The following is a 14,172-nucleotide window of genomic DNA, read 5'->3' as shown; positions in this document are numbered from 1 at the left end:
TTGTTGATTCGGTGACAGGGCATAAAACATCCATGATAAAGAAAGGTTGAATAGCATGAAACTCCAAATCATCACCGCGCTGGTTCTGGCGCTTTTGTTGACCCAGCTTCCCGTAGCAGGTAAATATTTTGCAGTCTTGAATACTATGATACATGAAACCGGTCATTCTCTCACAGCTTTATTGACAGGTGGGGAAGTGAGGCATATCTCTTTATTCCCGAATACGTCCGGTGTTACGCTGACCGGTCACAGTTCGTGGCTGAGCCATGTGGCGACAAGTCTTTCGGGATATATAGCGGCCTCCTTCACAGCCTTTGTTTTTTTCTATTTCATCAGTAAGGGATACTGGTCATGGGTGATGTATATCCTGCTTGCCATCCTTGCTGTGAACCTGCTCTTCTGGGTCCGGAATATCTATGGAGTGTTCTGGATCGTGACCTTTGGGGCCGGTTTTATCTGGCTGCTTCGGACCGGTCATGACACGATTGTGCAGTATGTCCTTCTTCTGCTCGCCTCCCTCGTCCTTGTCGAGTCCGTAACCAGTGCGTTTGAAATCATGTGGATCAGCTTCGTGTCTCCGGGGCAGGCTGGTGATGCCGCCAATCTGGCCCGCGCCTTCCGGATCATCCCATCTCCGGTATGGGGCGTGCTGTTCTTTCTTCAGGCTGTCTATTTTGCTTTTCTTTCCCTGAAGCGTGTCTTTACTTTTTGAAAATGTGCAGACACGGGGGGAATTCTTTCAAAATCCGCACCTGCCCTGTCTTTCCTTATCCACCTGAATAAGGTAATAAGGTAGGAAAGAGAGGAGGGGAAGAAATGAGCGGAGGATACGGCGGTGGTTTCGCACTGTTGGTTGTTTTGTTCATCCTTTTGATCATTATCGGTGCTTCTTACATGGGCGGCCGTGGATACGGTTATTAAATAGACAGCGGGATTTTTCCCGCTCTTACATATATAAAGTTTGTATAAGGTGCAGGAAGGGTAAAACGTACTATAAAAAAAGGACGGGGGAGTCCACTATGGATTTAAAGGAACATTTATTGACGGAAGGATATAACCAGATTGATATTCTTCTCGTCCGCGAAGGGGAAGACCAGACCACAGTACCTGGAATTACGCTTCATAAAGTCACAGATTTGGAGTACAAGCTTTATCTGGACCCTGAAACGATCACGTATCACCTGAAGGAAGAACACCCGTATTTCCAGGGAGATCAAAAAGTCGAATCCGGGGAAATGAAGCAGGTGAAGGGATATATTCTAGAATGGTAGGAAGCCTTGATGTTCAAGGCTTTTTTATATGGTCCGCTGAAACTTTAACACATTCTGTCGTTTAGTTGAGGAAACAAAGTGGAACGAAGGAGACAAAAAGCATGGAGGAGGATCATCAATGAAGGAACATCAATTATACATGAATGGTGAATATACACAGTCACATGGATCGGAGTGGATTGACGTCGTTAATCCAGCCACAGAGGAAGTCATCTCCCGTATTCCCAAAGGGACGGAGGAAGATGTGAACAAAGCAGTGGAAGCAGCAGCTGCTGCGCAGAAGGGCTGGGAACTGACTCCGAATATCGAGCGTGGTAAAATCGTCCGGCGCCTTGGAGATAAAATTGAAGAAAACCGTGACCGGTTCATTGATCTTCTTCAGGAAGAGCAGGGGAAAGATTATGAGCTGGCCAGCGGAGAAATAGATCTCGCAATTGATTATTTCCGGTATATGTCGGAATGGGCCCGCCGTATTGAAGGGGAAATTGTCCCGAGTGATCGTGCAAACGAAAATATATTCATTTATAAAAAGCCGATTGGTGTCGTAGCCGGAATCGTCCCTTGGAATTTCCCGATGTTTATTCTGGCAAGAAAAGTAGCGACAGCGCTTGTTACCGGCTGTACACTCGTCTTGAAGCCAAGTCAGCAGACACCGAATACAGCTGTCGAATTCACGAAAATCATCGACAGCATGGAGGATATTCCTAAAGGGGTCTACAACCTTGTCACAGGAACAGGCTCTGAAATCGGCAATACCCTTGCCAAGCATAAAGATGTCCACATGATTACGATGACGGGGAGTGTGGGAGCCGGAACGAAAGTCATGGAAGCGGCTGCTCAGAATATTACGAAGGTCAACCTTGAACTCGGCGGTAAAGCACCGGCTATCGTAACAGCCAGCGCCGACCTGGATGTAGCGGCGGAAAACATAACGACTTCCCGTTTAGCTAATAATGGACAGGCGTGTACAAACGCCGAGCGTGTCTACGTACACGAAAGTGTCGCAGAAGAACTGATCAGCAAGCTGCGTCATAACTTCGAAAATAAAACACTCGGTAACCCGCGTGAAAATAAACAAGCCGAAGTTGGTCCGCTCGTCAGTATGGACCGCATCGAAGAAGTGGAATCCATGGTCAAAGAGGCTGTGGATGCTGGTGCCCACATTGAAATTGGCGGGGAACGCGCAGACATGGACAAAGGGTTCTTCTATAAGCCGACCATTTTGACGAATGTCACCCATGATATGAACATTATGCATGAAGAGATTTTCGGTCCGGTCATTCCGATTTCCACATTCAAGACGCTGGATGAAGCGATTGAAAAAGGAAATGACACGGAATATGGTCTGTCCTCTTCTGTTTATACGGAAGATATGAATGAAGCGATGCGTGTCGTGAACGAGCTGAAGTTCGGGGAGACATTCGTGAACCGTGAAAACTTCGAAGCTGTTCAAGGCTATCATGCGGGTATGAAGAAATCCGGCCTCGGTGGTGCCGATGGTAAACACGGTATGGAAGACTTCCTCGTAACCCAGGTCGTCTATATGCAGTATAAAAACGATAAGCAGTAAACCAAAAGGAGCTGTCCCACCGGGGCAGCTCCTTTGTATAGGATCGTCTCTGACGGAACGCTTGGTCTTTCTTCAGCGGTTGTCGACTTTTTCAGGGTAGAGATCGTGATTCATCAGACGGTGATCGGCCATCTGCTCATATTTTGTTCCAGGCTTTCCATAGTTACAGAACGGATCAATGGAAATACCGCCTCGTGGTGTGAATTTCCCCCACACTTCGATGTAGCGCGGATCCATGAGGTCAATCAGGTCGTTCATGATCGTGTTCACACTGTCCTCATGGAAGTCGCCGTGATTGCGGAAACTGAATAGATAAAGCTTGAGTGATTTACTTTCCACCATCTTCACATCGGGGATGTAGCTGATGTAAATCGTCGCGAAGTCCGGCTGTCTCGTTTTCGGACAGAGCGTGGTGAATTCCGGACAGTTGAATTTAACAAAGTAATCACGGTTCGGATGCTGATTGTCGAACGTTTCCAATACCTCCGGATCGTATTCAAACGAATAGCTTGTTCCCTGGTTTCCGAGCAGGGAAAGGGGAAGCTCCTCTTCATTTCGTCCTGGCATAATATCGTCTCCTCCATATAAGTAAAATAAAAAGCCGCTGCCTCTAAGGGCAGCGGCTTGTGTCGTCTACATCCTTAGTTTTTTATAGAGGGGTGGGCTAAGAAACCTCTTTGTTCTGTTGGGTTTATTATATAGAAGGGAGGAGAAACCTGTCAATTTCCTCCGGCATCCGACCCGTTTCTGTAAATCTTTGGAGAATACTCTTTAAAAATCATTCGTAATCCCCTACAATAGAAGTAATTCGTGAAATTTTCAGAAAAAATGCGCGGCTCTGATTTCCTTCAGAGCTTTGTTTTGCCACATGCAGAAAACGTTTACAAAAAACATTCTAATGAGGTGATTTAATGGACATGCAGCCAATTCCAGCTCGATCAGGCAATCACAACATGGAAAACTACAAGCAGACGTATGAAAATTTTCAGTGGGACGATGCAAAGCAGCATTTTACTTGGAACGACACCGGACGGGTCAATGCCGCTTATGAAGCGATTGACCGCCATGCGGAAAACCCGGACAAGAAAGATCAGCCGGCGTTGATTTATTCCGCACCGGACAGGGAGGAAACGCTGAGTTTCTCAGACCTGAGCAGAAAAAGTAACCAATTTGCCAACGTGTTGAAAAAACACCATATAGAAAAAGGGGACCGCGTCTTCCTTTTCATGCCGAGAAGCCCGGAATTTTATGCGGCTTTCTTTGGTATTTTGAAGGTGGGAGCGATCGCAGGCCCGTTGTTTGAAGCCTTTATGGAGCAGGCGGTCCGGGATCGTCTGGAGGACAGCGAAGCGACGATGCTGATCACGACACCGGATTTGCTGGAGCGTGTACCGGCCGATGATCTGCCGCACTTGAAGCAGATTGTCCTTGTGGGCGGGGAAGCGCCTGGCAACTACATTTCCTATGAAGAGGAAATGAAGGCCGCCTCTGAATCTTTTGATGTGGAATGGGTCGACTTGGAGGATGGAATGCTCCTTCATTATACTTCTGGCTCAACAGGAAAGCCGAAGGGTGTCTACCACGTTCACAATGCGATGATCCAGCACTATCAAACCGGAAAATGGGTGCTCGATCTGAAGGAAGGCGACGTGTACTGGTGTACCGCCGATCCCGGGTGGGTGACCGGTACAAGCTACGGAATATTCGCCCCGTGGCTCAACGGAGTGACCAACGTGATCCGCGGTGGACGTTTCAGCCCGGATGACTGGTACGGGACAATTGCGGCCTATGATGTGTCGGTATGGTATTCGGCGCCCACAGCCTTCCGTAAATTGTTGAGTGCTGGTAAAGAGGCGGCAGGAAAGCATGACTTATCATCACTCCGACATGTATTGAGTGTGGGAGAACCATTGAACCCTGAAGTTGTGACATGGGGATTATCCGCCTTTGATCTGCGGATCCATGATACGTGGTGGATGACGGAGACCGGCGGGATGCTGATCTGTAACTATCCGGCAATGGATATTCGACCGGGATCGATGGGTAAGCCGTTCCCGGGTATTGAGGCCGCCATCGTAGATAACGAAGGAAACGAACTCCCGGACAATCAGATGGGGAACCTCGCTGTTAAAGAAGGATGGCCGTCCATGATGCGTGCCGTCTGGAACAACCCCGGAAAGTACGAAAGCTACTTCCTGAACGGCTGGTACGTCTCCGGAGACAGTGCTTATAAGGATGAAGATGGCTACTTCTGGTTCCAGGGCCGTCTGGATGATGTGATCAACACGTCCGGCGAACGCGTAGGGCCTTTTGAGGTGGAAAGCAAACTGATTGAACATGAAGCGGTGGCAGAAGCAGGGGTCATCGGTAAACCCGATCCAGAGCGGGGCGAAATCATTAAAGCCTTTATAACACTGCGGGATGGATACGAGCAGTCCGATGAGCTGCTGGAGGACATCCGCCAGTTTGTGAAAAAGGGACTCAGCGCCCATGCCGCCCCTCGTGAAATCGAAATCAAGGACACGATACCGAAAACGAGAAGTGGTAAAATCATGCGGCGTTTATTGAAGTCGTGGGAGCTCGGGCTTCCGACAGGTGATACGTCCACATTAGAAGAATAAGCAGGAAAAGCACAGCCTTCCGCTGTGCTTTTCTATTTGTCGTTTCACGTGGAACGATGACGTTTTATGTAGAAAAATCAGTGTAGACAGCAGGTGGATAGAATGGAAAAACAATCAACGCAATGGATGACAGAGACGCTGGAAACCGTCCAGTGGTTTGTGTTTCTTCTGGCAAGTGCTGTCGCCCTGCCGATCGTGATCGGCTCTTTGTTCGGCCTTTCCTTTCCGGAGGTTGCCGGGTTGATGCAGCGGACGTTATTTGTAGTAGGGGCGGCATCCTTTCTTCAAGGAGTGATCGGTCATAAGCTTCCGATCATGGAAGGTCCGGCCGGTATTTGGATCAGTATTTTTGCCGTTATGGCTTTCAGTGGAAAACAGAACGGGGATACCTATATGGAGACGCTTCAAGTGCTGGAGGGGACGATGCTGTGGACCGGACTGTTTTTAGTTTTATTCGGCTTGTTCAAATTGTCCCACCGGGTTTTGTTCGTCTTTACCCCTTTTGTGACCGGCGCTTTTTTATTTATGCTGACCGTTCAGTTGAGCGGGACCTTTCTTGAAGGGATGCTCGGCCTTCAGGAAGGAGCGGAGGGTATTGACGGGACAGATGCGTGGACGGCTTTTGTCACGCTTGCCCTTGTTCTCGGGCTTTCTATCACTGGGCGGGGATGGATGAAAAGTTTTGCTGTCCTGATTGGGATCAGCGCAGGATGGGTATTGTATGAAATAGCTGTTCCGGCGAAGGGCGTTGAATCTACAGCCGTCGAGTGGTTTGCCCTTCCCGAAGTTTTTGCCTGGGGACCGCCGGCCATGACTCTCGGTACTCTTCCCCTGGGATTGATTACTGCCGTGATTCTACTGTCGAATTTAGTGGCTTCGGTCATCGCTGTCAGCCAGACCATATATGGAAAGCCCCGGTATACATATGAGCAGATCAACCGGGGGAGCGGCTTTTTGGGCATCAACCACGGCCTGACCGCCCTTTTTTCTGCGGTGGCCAACGTCTCGCTGGCTTCCTCCTCCGGATTTATGCAGCTGACTGGACAGAAACGGAAGCAGCCGTTCCTTTATGCTTCCCTGCTCCTGACCGGTCTGTCTTTCTTTCCGCCTGTGGTCAGGTTCATATCTTCTGTGCCTGCTCCGGTGGCGAATGCAGCGCTTTTAGCCACGTTTGTACAGTTGATGGGCCTCGGTTTGTCGAACTTGACGATGGAACCCCTCGATCAGCGGAAACTGACGATTCTAGGCCTGTCTTTTCTGCTCGGGATCGGACTGATGTTTCTGCCGCCGGACGTCTTCACAGGACTCCCGGGTGTGCTGCAGAATCTTCTAAGCAATGGACTTCTCATTGGAACAGTACTCGTCATTACATTGAACCAGTTATGGAAGGAACCAAATTAATTATCCCGGCTTATGGGATGGATAGAGGAAGTGTATTTTATGGCTGAAGAAATCAAAGACATCATCGGTATCGGTATCGGGCCTTTCAACCTTGGACTTGCCGCACTTGCCGACCAGACGGACGAAGTGGACGGTTTGTTTTTTGAACAGACAATCGAGTTCAACTGGCATCCGGGCATGCTCATAGAAAAAATGGATCTTCAAGTTCCGTTTTTGGCCGACCTTGTAACATTTGCTGATCCGAAGAGTCCTTATACATTTATCAATTACCTGCACGAACACAACCGTATGTTTCCGTTTTTCTTTCACCGCCACTTTGAAATTCCAAGACAGGAGTTCAATCATTATATGCAGTGGGTGGCTGGTCAGGTGGATGGCCTGCACTTCGGTCATACGGTTATAGATGTGATCGATCATAACGAAGAAAAGACGCCGCACTATGAAGTGATTGTCGAAGAGACGACGACCGGTGAAAGAAAGCATTACCGGTCCAGGCACGTCGTGATGGGGACTGGGAACGAACCGATCGTCCTGGATGGCATGAACCGCCTGCCGAATGAAGATGTGCTTCATACGAGCCGTTACCTGTTCCAAAAGGATCAGCTGCTGAAGTCGCGCCATGTTGCGGTTATCGGCTCCGGTCAAAGTGCACTTGAAGTTTTCCTTGATCTATTGGAGGAGCAGGAGCGCAGTGATATGAAAGTGACGCTTTTGACGAGATCGGGCGGATTGTTCCAGCTCGATACGGCAAAATTTGCCCAGGAGATGTTTACTCCTGATTATGTGGATTATTTTCATAGTCTGAGCTTTGACCAGCGGAAAGAAGCGTTGAGTACGCTTGATCCGCTCCGTAAAGGGATTGCTCCGGACACGCTCACACGGCTTTATACAAAACTGTACCACCGGACGACAGCGATGGAAGACAGCCGTGTCCTTATCCAGCCGATGACAGAGATCAACGGTATTGAAGCGTCAGAAGAGGGGGGCTATGATCTTCAGTGCCGCCAGTGGCAGGAGGAGTATGACTATACGTATCATGCCGACAAAGTGGTGTTTGCCACCGGCTACAAGCCTCATCTTCCTTCATGGTTTATGGACCGCTATAAGGATCAGGTCGAATGGGAGGCCGATCAGATGTATAAGGTGTCCCGTGACTACCATCTTGAATTCAAGGACGGCCGGGATCATCACTTCTTCACCTTGACGAACCTGGTGCATTCCCACGGAGCAGGGGCGACGAACCTCGGCCTTTCCGTTCACCGAAATGTTCATATCATCAACACCATTGCCGGCAGGGAAGTGTATAAAAATCAAAAGGATACCACATTCCAGACCTTCTCCATGAAGCATTCGAAGTAACCTGAACCTGTCACCGGTGTTTAAAAGCCTGCCAAACGGGAAGACAATCTATGGAAAATATAATGGACAAATCTTTCAAGGAGTTGAGTTTTCATGAGTAAGATTGCATGTCTCGTAACGTCCCATTTTGAAGATGTCGAATATACACAGCCGGCGGATGCCTTTTCCAAGGAAGGTCATGAAGTGACAACCATTGAATGGGAAGCCGGAAAAGAAGTGGAAGGCAAGCAGGGAGAAGCCTCGGTCAAAATCGATACGTCCATTGATGATGTAAAACCGGAAGACTTTGATGCCTTGTTCATCCCGGGCGGATTTTCCCCGGATATTCTCCGCGGAGATGAGAAGTTCGTTTCCTTCGCTAAACATTTTATGAATGAGAAAAAGCCTGTCTTCGCCATCTGCCACGGACCTCAGCTGTTGATTACAGCTAAAACACTGGAAGGCCGTACAGCTACAGGGTTCAAATCCATCGCTGTCGATATGGAGTATGCGGGCGTGGATTATAAGGACCAGGAAGTCGTCGTCTGTCAGGATCAGCTGGTGACCAGCCGTCAGCCGGATGACATCCCTGCCTTTAACCGCGAAGCATTGAAACTTCTTAAATAATCTGCGTCACCATGGGGCCGCGGGGGATTCTCCCCACGGCTCTTTTTCTATCAATCGGATCCAGCGGTGGTGAGTGGTCGTGTGATCCTATATAATGGAAGGACAAGTCTGCCTACATAATGGATGAAGAACTAGGAGGATCGTTTATGATTGTTATTGAGAAGACGGACCACTTCATCATGATACCCCAGCACGAACATGCCGGCATTTCAGGAAGCCTCGTTGATCATTGGAAAAATCATTTTCTGCTGCGCTCGAAGCTGAGGGAAGAAGCGGACTGGGCCATCCGTCAGCATGACCGGGCCTGGATTCCTTTGGATGAGAAGCCTTTATGGAATGAAGAGAAGAACCGCCCGTATACGTTTGTCGATTATCCGCTCCAGGAAAAACTCCAGGCTTATGAGCGTGGGATTGGAGAAGTGGCTTCCCAGTCCTTTTATGCAGGGATGCTGTGCAGCATGCATTATGCCTCCTTCTTTCAGGAGGACAGCCATGATCCTGTGATTGTCGAATTCCTGAAGCAGGAGGAGAAACGGCGGAAGGATTTGTATGAATGGATGGAAATGGACATTCCCTACGACGTCTATCATCTTCACTTCAAACGCCTTCAGTTCTGTGATGATCTTTCTTTGTATGTGTGTATGCAGGAACCGGGAACACCGAAGGAAGAGGAAATCCCGTGGTTTAAGGACGGGTTCAGACAGACGTTCGATTTTGCGCCGGAGGGGATATATCCGCAGTGGGACAGCGCACGTCAGGTCGTCCTCGATCCGTTTCCATTTGAACAGTCCTTCCATGTGCAGATTCCTTACCGGAGAGTATCGAAAGAGGACATCCAGCGCCGTGGATTGACCAAGGCTTTCCAGGAGGCTGATATTGATCCGGTCACGGTCACCTTTGTTGGAAAAGAAGAAAAGCCGCCTCTCTCATGAGAAGCGGCTTCTTTTATGGATTTTTTTTCACGCTGAATTGATTGCTGAGAAGGACCCAGTTCTGGGGGAAGGATAGTCCGAGCTTCCAGTAGCTGATTCCAAGCAGGTTCTTTTCCTTAATCAGATCGAATTTCTTTTGTATGGATCTGGCGTCTTCGAACCACACCTCATGCTTTTTTCCATCTCCATCCGTATACGTGAAATAGGGGGCCTGCTCCTTCTGGTCGTATGAAATTGCCACATTATTTTTCCGGGCTGTCTGAATGGCCTGCTGCGGACTGAGGGCTTTGGCGAATTCTCCCCCGGGTTCGTACGGAAGCGTCCAGTCATATCCATAGAGGTTCTGGCCAAGCAGAATTTTCTGAGCCGGCATTTCCGACAATGCATAATTCACAACATCTGTGACAGGGCCGATCGGAGACACGGCGCGTGGCGGACCGCCGCTGTATCCCCATTCGTAGGTCATCAAGACGACGAAGTCTACGATTTCCCCGTGGGCTTTATAATCGTGGGCTTCATACCAGTCGCCTTTCTGGTCGGCACTCGTTTTAGGAGCGAGCGCTGTCGAAATGAGCAGTCCTTCCTTGGATAGACGCTGTTTTGCTTTGCGAAGAAATTGATTATAGGAATCTTTCATATCCGGAGGAAGGAATTCCATATCAAAATGGACATCCTTGAATCCTACCTGTTTCGTAATTTGAATGATTTCATCGAGCAGTTTGTCTTGAAGGGCCTCGTCGCTGAGAATTGTTCTGCCCAATTCTGCACTGAACCCGTCATCAGCCAGGTTGGTGACGACCATCATGAGAGTCGCATCGTTTTTCCTGGCAATTTCCTTGAAATTGTCGAGCGGAGGTGCTTTTAATGTGCCGTCCTCCTGGATTTCATAGCTGAAGGGGGCCAGATAAGTCAGGTTCACGGCCCGGCTCTCTGCTGACTGCCGGAGGGTGTCGGAGACGGTTCCTCCATAGGGTTCAATGTACGCATTGCTCGTAATCGGTGTCGGGGGCTGGTCCGGAATATAAAGCCGCAGCCCGACAGCGAGAGCGCTGTCCGTATTCAGTCCATTGACGGCTGCCAGGCGATCCGCCGTCATATTGAATTGTTCAGCAATCGTATATAAACTGTCTCCCGACTGAACAAAATAGTATTGTCCGACGATAGGAACCACAAGAGCCTGACCGATGACAAGTTCTCCCGGCGTCTCTAATTCGTTTGCTTCGATGATGTCGTTTGGCGTACTATCATAAAGACGGGCGATCGAATACACAGAGTCTCCCTCTTGAACAATATGAATCTGCACATGTCTCACATCCTTTCTCATCCTTTATCAATGTATGAAACAAAAAAACGGATTTATTCTTAAAATCCATTTCTGGATTCGAGGAACAGGATTTTTTCTATCAGTCTTTCTATAGGAAAAGGAGGTGGTCCGGATGGAAGATGAGCACTTTATGGAGCTTGCCATGGTGGAAGCGGAAAAAGCAGAGGCGGAAGGAGAAGTGCCGATTGGTGCTGTTATCGTCAAAGACAATCAGGTGATTGCTTCCGGGTACAATCAGCGCGAACAATCCCAGCGCGCTTCTTCCCATGCCGAATTCATCGCAATTGAGCGTGCCAATGAGCATGAGGGCAGCTGGCGTCTGGAAGACTGCACGTTATATGTGACCTTGGAGCCCTGCCCCATGTGTGCTGGAGCCATTCTGCAGTCGAGAATTCCCCGGGTCGTATACGGAGCGGCCGATCCTAAAGCCGGCTGTGCCGGAAGCTTGTACCAGCTTTTGGAGGATAATCGTTTCAACCATCGATCTGAAGTTGTGCCCGGTGTTCTGGGAGAAGCATGCGGGGAGATGCTGTCTCATTTTTTCCGCAGCCTCCGGTCGAAGAAGAAAAAGAAACCGGCTGTAGATAATTAACAGTATGAAACCATTGCATTTTCTGCTGAAAATCGCTATACTTGTTTATGCCGTGCTAAGCGGGGAGGTAGCGGTGCCCTGTACTCGCAATCCGCTATAGCGAGGCCGAATTCCCACCCGAGGTGGCACAGCTTTAAGGTCTGCCTTATGTGAGTGGTGTTGACACTCAGGTCCTGCGCAATGGGAACCAGTGAACCCTGTCAGGTCCGGAAGGAAGCAGCAGTAAGCTGACCCTCCCGTGTGCCGCGGGAGTGCCTGGGTCGAGCCACAACCATAAGTAACGCTTAGGGCTCTGCCATCGAAGGTGGGTGCACGGCATTACATAAGTCGTACACACATGATTCACATATAAGGGGAGCCGTTATGATACGTTCATAACGGCTCCTTTTTTCTATCATTTATAGACGATCCCCCTGACTGTCTTCTTGTCTGCCGGTAATGGTTCACAGCAGGAATGTCTATCAGGTATAATGGGAATGAAACTAAAAAGGGAGAACGGTTTTATGAGCTACCAGGCTTTATATCGTGTATGGCGTCCCCGGGATTTTGAAGGTGTCGTTGGGCAATCGCACATTACGCGGACACTGCAGAACGCAATCGTACAGGAAAAGTTTTCACATGCGTATTTATTTTCCGGACCCAGGGGGACGGGAAAAACGAGTGCGGCCAAAATTTTCGCAAAGGCCGTCAACTGCGAACGCTCCCCTGTGAAAGAGCCGTGTAATGAATGCGATGCCTGTCTTGGCATCCAGGATGGCTCCATCTCTGATGTCATAGAGATTGACGCTGCTTCCAACAACGGGGTGGAGCAGATACGTGAAATCAGGGACAAGGTCAAATATGCCCCGAGCGCGGTGCCGTACAAGGTCTACATCATTGATGAGGTTCACATGCTTTCCATGGGTGCGTTCAACGCCCTTTTGAAAACATTGGAGGAACCTCCAAAGCACGTGATCTTCATTCTGGCGACGACTGAACCGCACAAAATTCCGTTGACGATCATATCCAGGTGTCAGCGGTTTGACTTCAAACGGATTTCCCAAAAGTCGATGGTCGACCGGATGGTGAAAATCACAGCAGCGGAAGAGATTGCCGTGGTTCCTGAGGCTTTGGAAATCATTGCTCTAACGGCAGAAGGCGGCATGCGTGATGCCTTAAGTCTGTTGGACCAGGCCGTTTCCTACAGTGAAGAGGAAGTGACGATGGACGATGTCCTGGCTGTGACGGGGTCCGTATCGCAGGCGAAGCTTACCGTTGTCTTGAGAGCCTTGAACGATCAAGACGCCAGATCAGCTCTGGAAGCGGTGGATGATCTGATCCAGCAGGGGAAAGATCCGGGACGTTTTGTTTTCGATCTTATCTATTATTTAAGAGACCTTCTGCTGTATCAAAGTGCTCCGGATCTTGAACAGAACCTGGAACGTGCCATTCCGGATGATTCGTTCCGGAACCTTTCCACAGAGCTCACAGCCGGATGGATTCAGCAGGCGATCCGTGAATTGAATCACTGTCAGCAGGAAATGAAATGGACGACAAGTCCGAAAGTCTTCATAGAAATCGCCATGCTGAACATGGTCGAAGTACAGGCAGGTCCTCCGTCAGCACAGGCGGTTGATTCCAGTGCTGTCGAAAAGCTGTCCGGGAAAATCCAGGAGCTTGAAAAACAGCTGGCAGCTCTAAAGGAAAGCGGACCGGCGCCTCAGGCTTCTGCCCAGCCTGCTAAAAAACGTGCGCCTGCAAAATCAGGAAGAAAAGGGTATAATGTTCCATATGAGCGGATCAGGCAGGTCCTGAGTGAAGCTTCGAAGGAAGAGATTAAAAATATCCAGAGTCGCTGGGCTGACTTTATGGAGGCGCTCAAGCAGCAGAATGCGCCGGCTCATGCGACACTGTTAAACAGCAAACCGCGGGCTGCATCACCGAAGGCGCTCGTCCTGGCTTTCCGCTATGATATTCACTGCTCCCTGGCTCTGGAGCATCAAAAGACGATCGAACCCCTTTTGACGGAGTATGCAGGAAAGCCGATGACAATCATTCCGATTCCTGAACAGAATTGGCAGGAACTGCGAGAGGAATATGTCCGGAAGCAGAAACAGGCTCCGGATGAAGTGCCGGAAGTGGACGGGGAGGAAAACGGAGAAAGTACGCCGCAGGAGCCCCAGGAGGACCCGCATATTTCAGAAGCCCGAAAACACTTCGGGGATGACCTGATTGAAATCCAGGACTAACAATCCCACAAGGAGGAATGCCCCATGCGTGGTGGTGGAAACATGAACAATATGATGAAACAGATGCAGAAAATGCAGAAGAAAATGATGAAGGCTCAGGAAGAGCTTTACGAGATGACTTTTGAAGCTTCTGCAGGAGGCGGTATGGTTAAAGTGGCGGCAAACGGGAAAAAAGAAATTACCGATGTTGTCATTGATGAGGAAGTAGTCGATCCGGATGATGTGGAAATGCTGCAGGACCTTATCATTACGGCGACGAATGATGTCA

14 protein-coding genes and 1 other RNA gene (1 of these 15 cut by a window edge) are annotated in these 14,172 nt (G+C 49.3%); 13 read left to right on the top strand and 2 right to left on the bottom strand.

Annotated elements, in window-relative coordinates:
* The first annotated feature begins 55 nt into the window (after positions 1-55).
* The 4 genes from ACXADP_RS01315 to aldA all read left to right on the top strand — a co-directional run bounded on the left by ACXADP_RS01315 (position 56) and on the right by aldA (position 2,841).
* Positions 56-712: a M50 family metallopeptidase gene (locus ACXADP_RS01315; protein WP_474970627.1), complete on the top strand. Its 657-nt coding sequence runs from the start codon at positions 56-58 to the stop codon at positions 710-712.
* Between the two features lie 104 nt (positions 713-816).
* Positions 817-921, top strand: coding sequence for a YjcZ family sporulation protein (locus ACXADP_RS01310; protein WP_084163164.1), 105 nt, complete (start codon positions 817-819; stop codon positions 919-921).
* Between the two features lie 98 nt (positions 922-1,019).
* Positions 1,020-1,271 (top strand): hypothetical protein, encoded by a 252-nt coding sequence (locus ACXADP_RS01305; RefSeq protein WP_160890095.1) that lies wholly within the window; start codon positions 1,020-1,022, stop codon positions 1,269-1,271.
* 118 nt (positions 1,272-1,389) lie between these two features.
* Positions 1,390-2,841 (top strand): aldehyde dehydrogenase, encoded by a 1,452-nt coding sequence (aldA, locus tag ACXADP_RS01300; RefSeq protein ID WP_474970626.1) that lies wholly within the window; start codon positions 1,390-1,392, stop codon positions 2,839-2,841.
* Positions 2,842-2,913: 72 nt separating this feature from the next.
* Here the strand turns inward: aldA and queF are convergent, their stop codons facing one another.
* Positions 2,914-3,408, bottom strand: a complete 495-nt coding sequence (queF, locus tag ACXADP_RS01295; RefSeq protein WP_474970625.1) for a preQ(1) synthase — start codon at positions 3,406-3,408, stop codon at positions 2,914-2,916.
* A gap of 344 nt (positions 3,409-3,752) precedes the next feature.
* On the opposite strand from queF, the gene acsA reads away from it, so the two are divergent.
* From acsA to ACXADP_RS01270, 5 genes are all read left to right on the top strand, one after another.
* A complete protein-coding gene (gene acsA, locus ACXADP_RS01290; RefSeq protein WP_474970174.1) occupies positions 3,753-5,462 on the top strand; it encodes an acetate--CoA ligase in 1,710 nt (569 codons plus the stop codon).
* Between the two features lie 102 nt (positions 5,463-5,564).
* On the top strand, positions 5,565-6,863 hold the full coding sequence (locus ACXADP_RS01285; protein ID WP_474970175.1) for a purine/pyrimidine permease: 1,299 nt from the start codon (positions 5,565-5,567) through the stop codon (positions 6,861-6,863).
* Between the two features lie 39 nt (positions 6,864-6,902).
* Positions 6,903-8,222, top strand: a complete 1,320-nt coding sequence (locus ACXADP_RS01280) for a lysine N(6)-hydroxylase/L-ornithine N(5)-oxygenase family protein (protein WP_474970624.1) — start codon at positions 6,903-6,905, stop codon at positions 8,220-8,222.
* A 93-nt stretch (positions 8,223-8,315) separates the two neighbouring features.
* Positions 8,316-8,828 (top strand): type 1 glutamine amidotransferase domain-containing protein, encoded by a 513-nt coding sequence (locus ACXADP_RS01275; RefSeq protein ID WP_474970623.1) that lies wholly within the window; start codon positions 8,316-8,318, stop codon positions 8,826-8,828.
* Positions 8,829-8,974: 146 nt separating this feature from the next.
* A complete protein-coding gene (locus tag ACXADP_RS01270) occupies positions 8,975-9,760 on the top strand; it encodes a DUF3891 family protein (protein WP_474970622.1) in 786 nt (261 codons plus the stop codon).
* 13 nt (positions 9,761-9,773) lie between these two features.
* Here ACXADP_RS01270 and ACXADP_RS01265 read toward each other — a convergent pair whose 3' ends face one another.
* Positions 9,774-11,063, bottom strand: coding sequence for a glycosyl hydrolase family 18 protein (locus ACXADP_RS01265; protein ID WP_474970462.1), 1,290 nt, complete (start codon positions 11,061-11,063; stop codon positions 9,774-9,776).
* Positions 11,064-11,196: 133 nt separating this feature from the next.
* On the opposite strand from ACXADP_RS01265, the gene tadA reads away from it, so the two are divergent.
* From tadA to ACXADP_RS01245, 4 genes are all read left to right on the top strand, one after another.
* Positions 11,197-11,676 (top strand): tRNA adenosine(34) deaminase TadA, encoded by a 480-nt coding sequence (gene tadA / locus ACXADP_RS01260; RefSeq protein WP_474970178.1) that lies wholly within the window; start codon positions 11,197-11,199, stop codon positions 11,674-11,676.
* Between the two features lie 50 nt (positions 11,677-11,726).
* Positions 11,727-11,992, top strand: an RNA gene (ffs, locus tag ACXADP_RS01255) — signal recognition particle sRNA large type.
* 187 nt (positions 11,993-12,179) lie between these two features.
* On the top strand, positions 12,180-13,904 hold the full coding sequence (dnaX, locus tag ACXADP_RS01250) for a DNA polymerase III subunit gamma/tau (RefSeq protein ID WP_474970621.1): 1,725 nt from the start codon (positions 12,180-12,182) through the stop codon (positions 13,902-13,904).
* A gap of 24 nt (positions 13,905-13,928) precedes the next feature.
* Positions 13,929-14,172, top strand: the 5' portion of a protein-coding gene (locus ACXADP_RS01245; RefSeq protein ID WP_474970180.1) for a YbaB/EbfC family nucleoid-associated protein. It continues 74 nt past the right edge of the window; only the first 244 of its 318 coding nucleotides appear in the window; the start codon lies at positions 13,929-13,931; its stop codon lies beyond the right edge, outside the window.

The organism is Halobacillus sp. AWH4_228, assembly GCF_056158365.1.
The sequence above is the reverse complement of the archived record's forward strand: the minus strand, read 5'-3'. Positions and strand labels throughout refer to the sequence as shown.

Bases quoted from the DNA above. Each gene is read 5' to 3' on its own strand.
- ACXADP_RS01305 (WP_160890095.1), top strand. From the start codon at position 1,020: ATGGATTTAAAGGAACATTTATTGACGGAAGGATATAACCAGATTGAT.
- ACXADP_RS01285 (WP_474970175.1), top strand. From the start codon at position 5,565: ATGGAAAAACAATCAACGCAATGGATGACAGAGACGCTGGAAACCGTC.
- tadA (WP_474970178.1), top strand. From the start codon at position 11,197: ATGGAAGATGAGCACTTTATGGAGCTTGCCATGGTGGAAGCGGAAAAA.
- ACXADP_RS01270 (WP_474970622.1), top strand. From the start codon at position 8,975: ATGATTGTTATTGAGAAGACGGACCACTTCATCATGATACCCCAGCAC.
- ACXADP_RS01315 (WP_474970627.1), top strand. From the start codon at position 56: ATGAAACTCCAAATCATCACCGCGCTGGTTCTGGCGCTTTTGTTGACC.
- queF (WP_474970625.1), bottom strand. From the start codon at position 3,408: ATGCCAGGACGAAATGAAGAGGAGCTTCCCCTTTCCCTGCTCGGAAAC.
- ACXADP_RS01280 (WP_474970624.1), top strand. From the start codon at position 6,903: ATGGCTGAAGAAATCAAAGACATCATCGGTATCGGTATCGGGCCTTTC.
- dnaX (WP_474970621.1), top strand. From the start codon at position 12,180: ATGAGCTACCAGGCTTTATATCGTGTATGGCGTCCCCGGGATTTTGAA.
- acsA (WP_474970174.1), top strand. From the start codon at position 3,753: ATGGACATGCAGCCAATTCCAGCTCGATCAGGCAATCACAACATGGAA.
- aldA (WP_474970626.1), top strand. From the start codon at position 1,390: ATGAAGGAACATCAATTATACATGAATGGTGAATATACACAGTCACAT.
- ACXADP_RS01310 (WP_084163164.1), top strand. From the start codon at position 817: ATGAGCGGAGGATACGGCGGTGGTTTCGCACTGTTGGTTGTTTTGTTC.
- ACXADP_RS01275 (WP_474970623.1), top strand. From the start codon at position 8,316: ATGAGTAAGATTGCATGTCTCGTAACGTCCCATTTTGAAGATGTCGAA.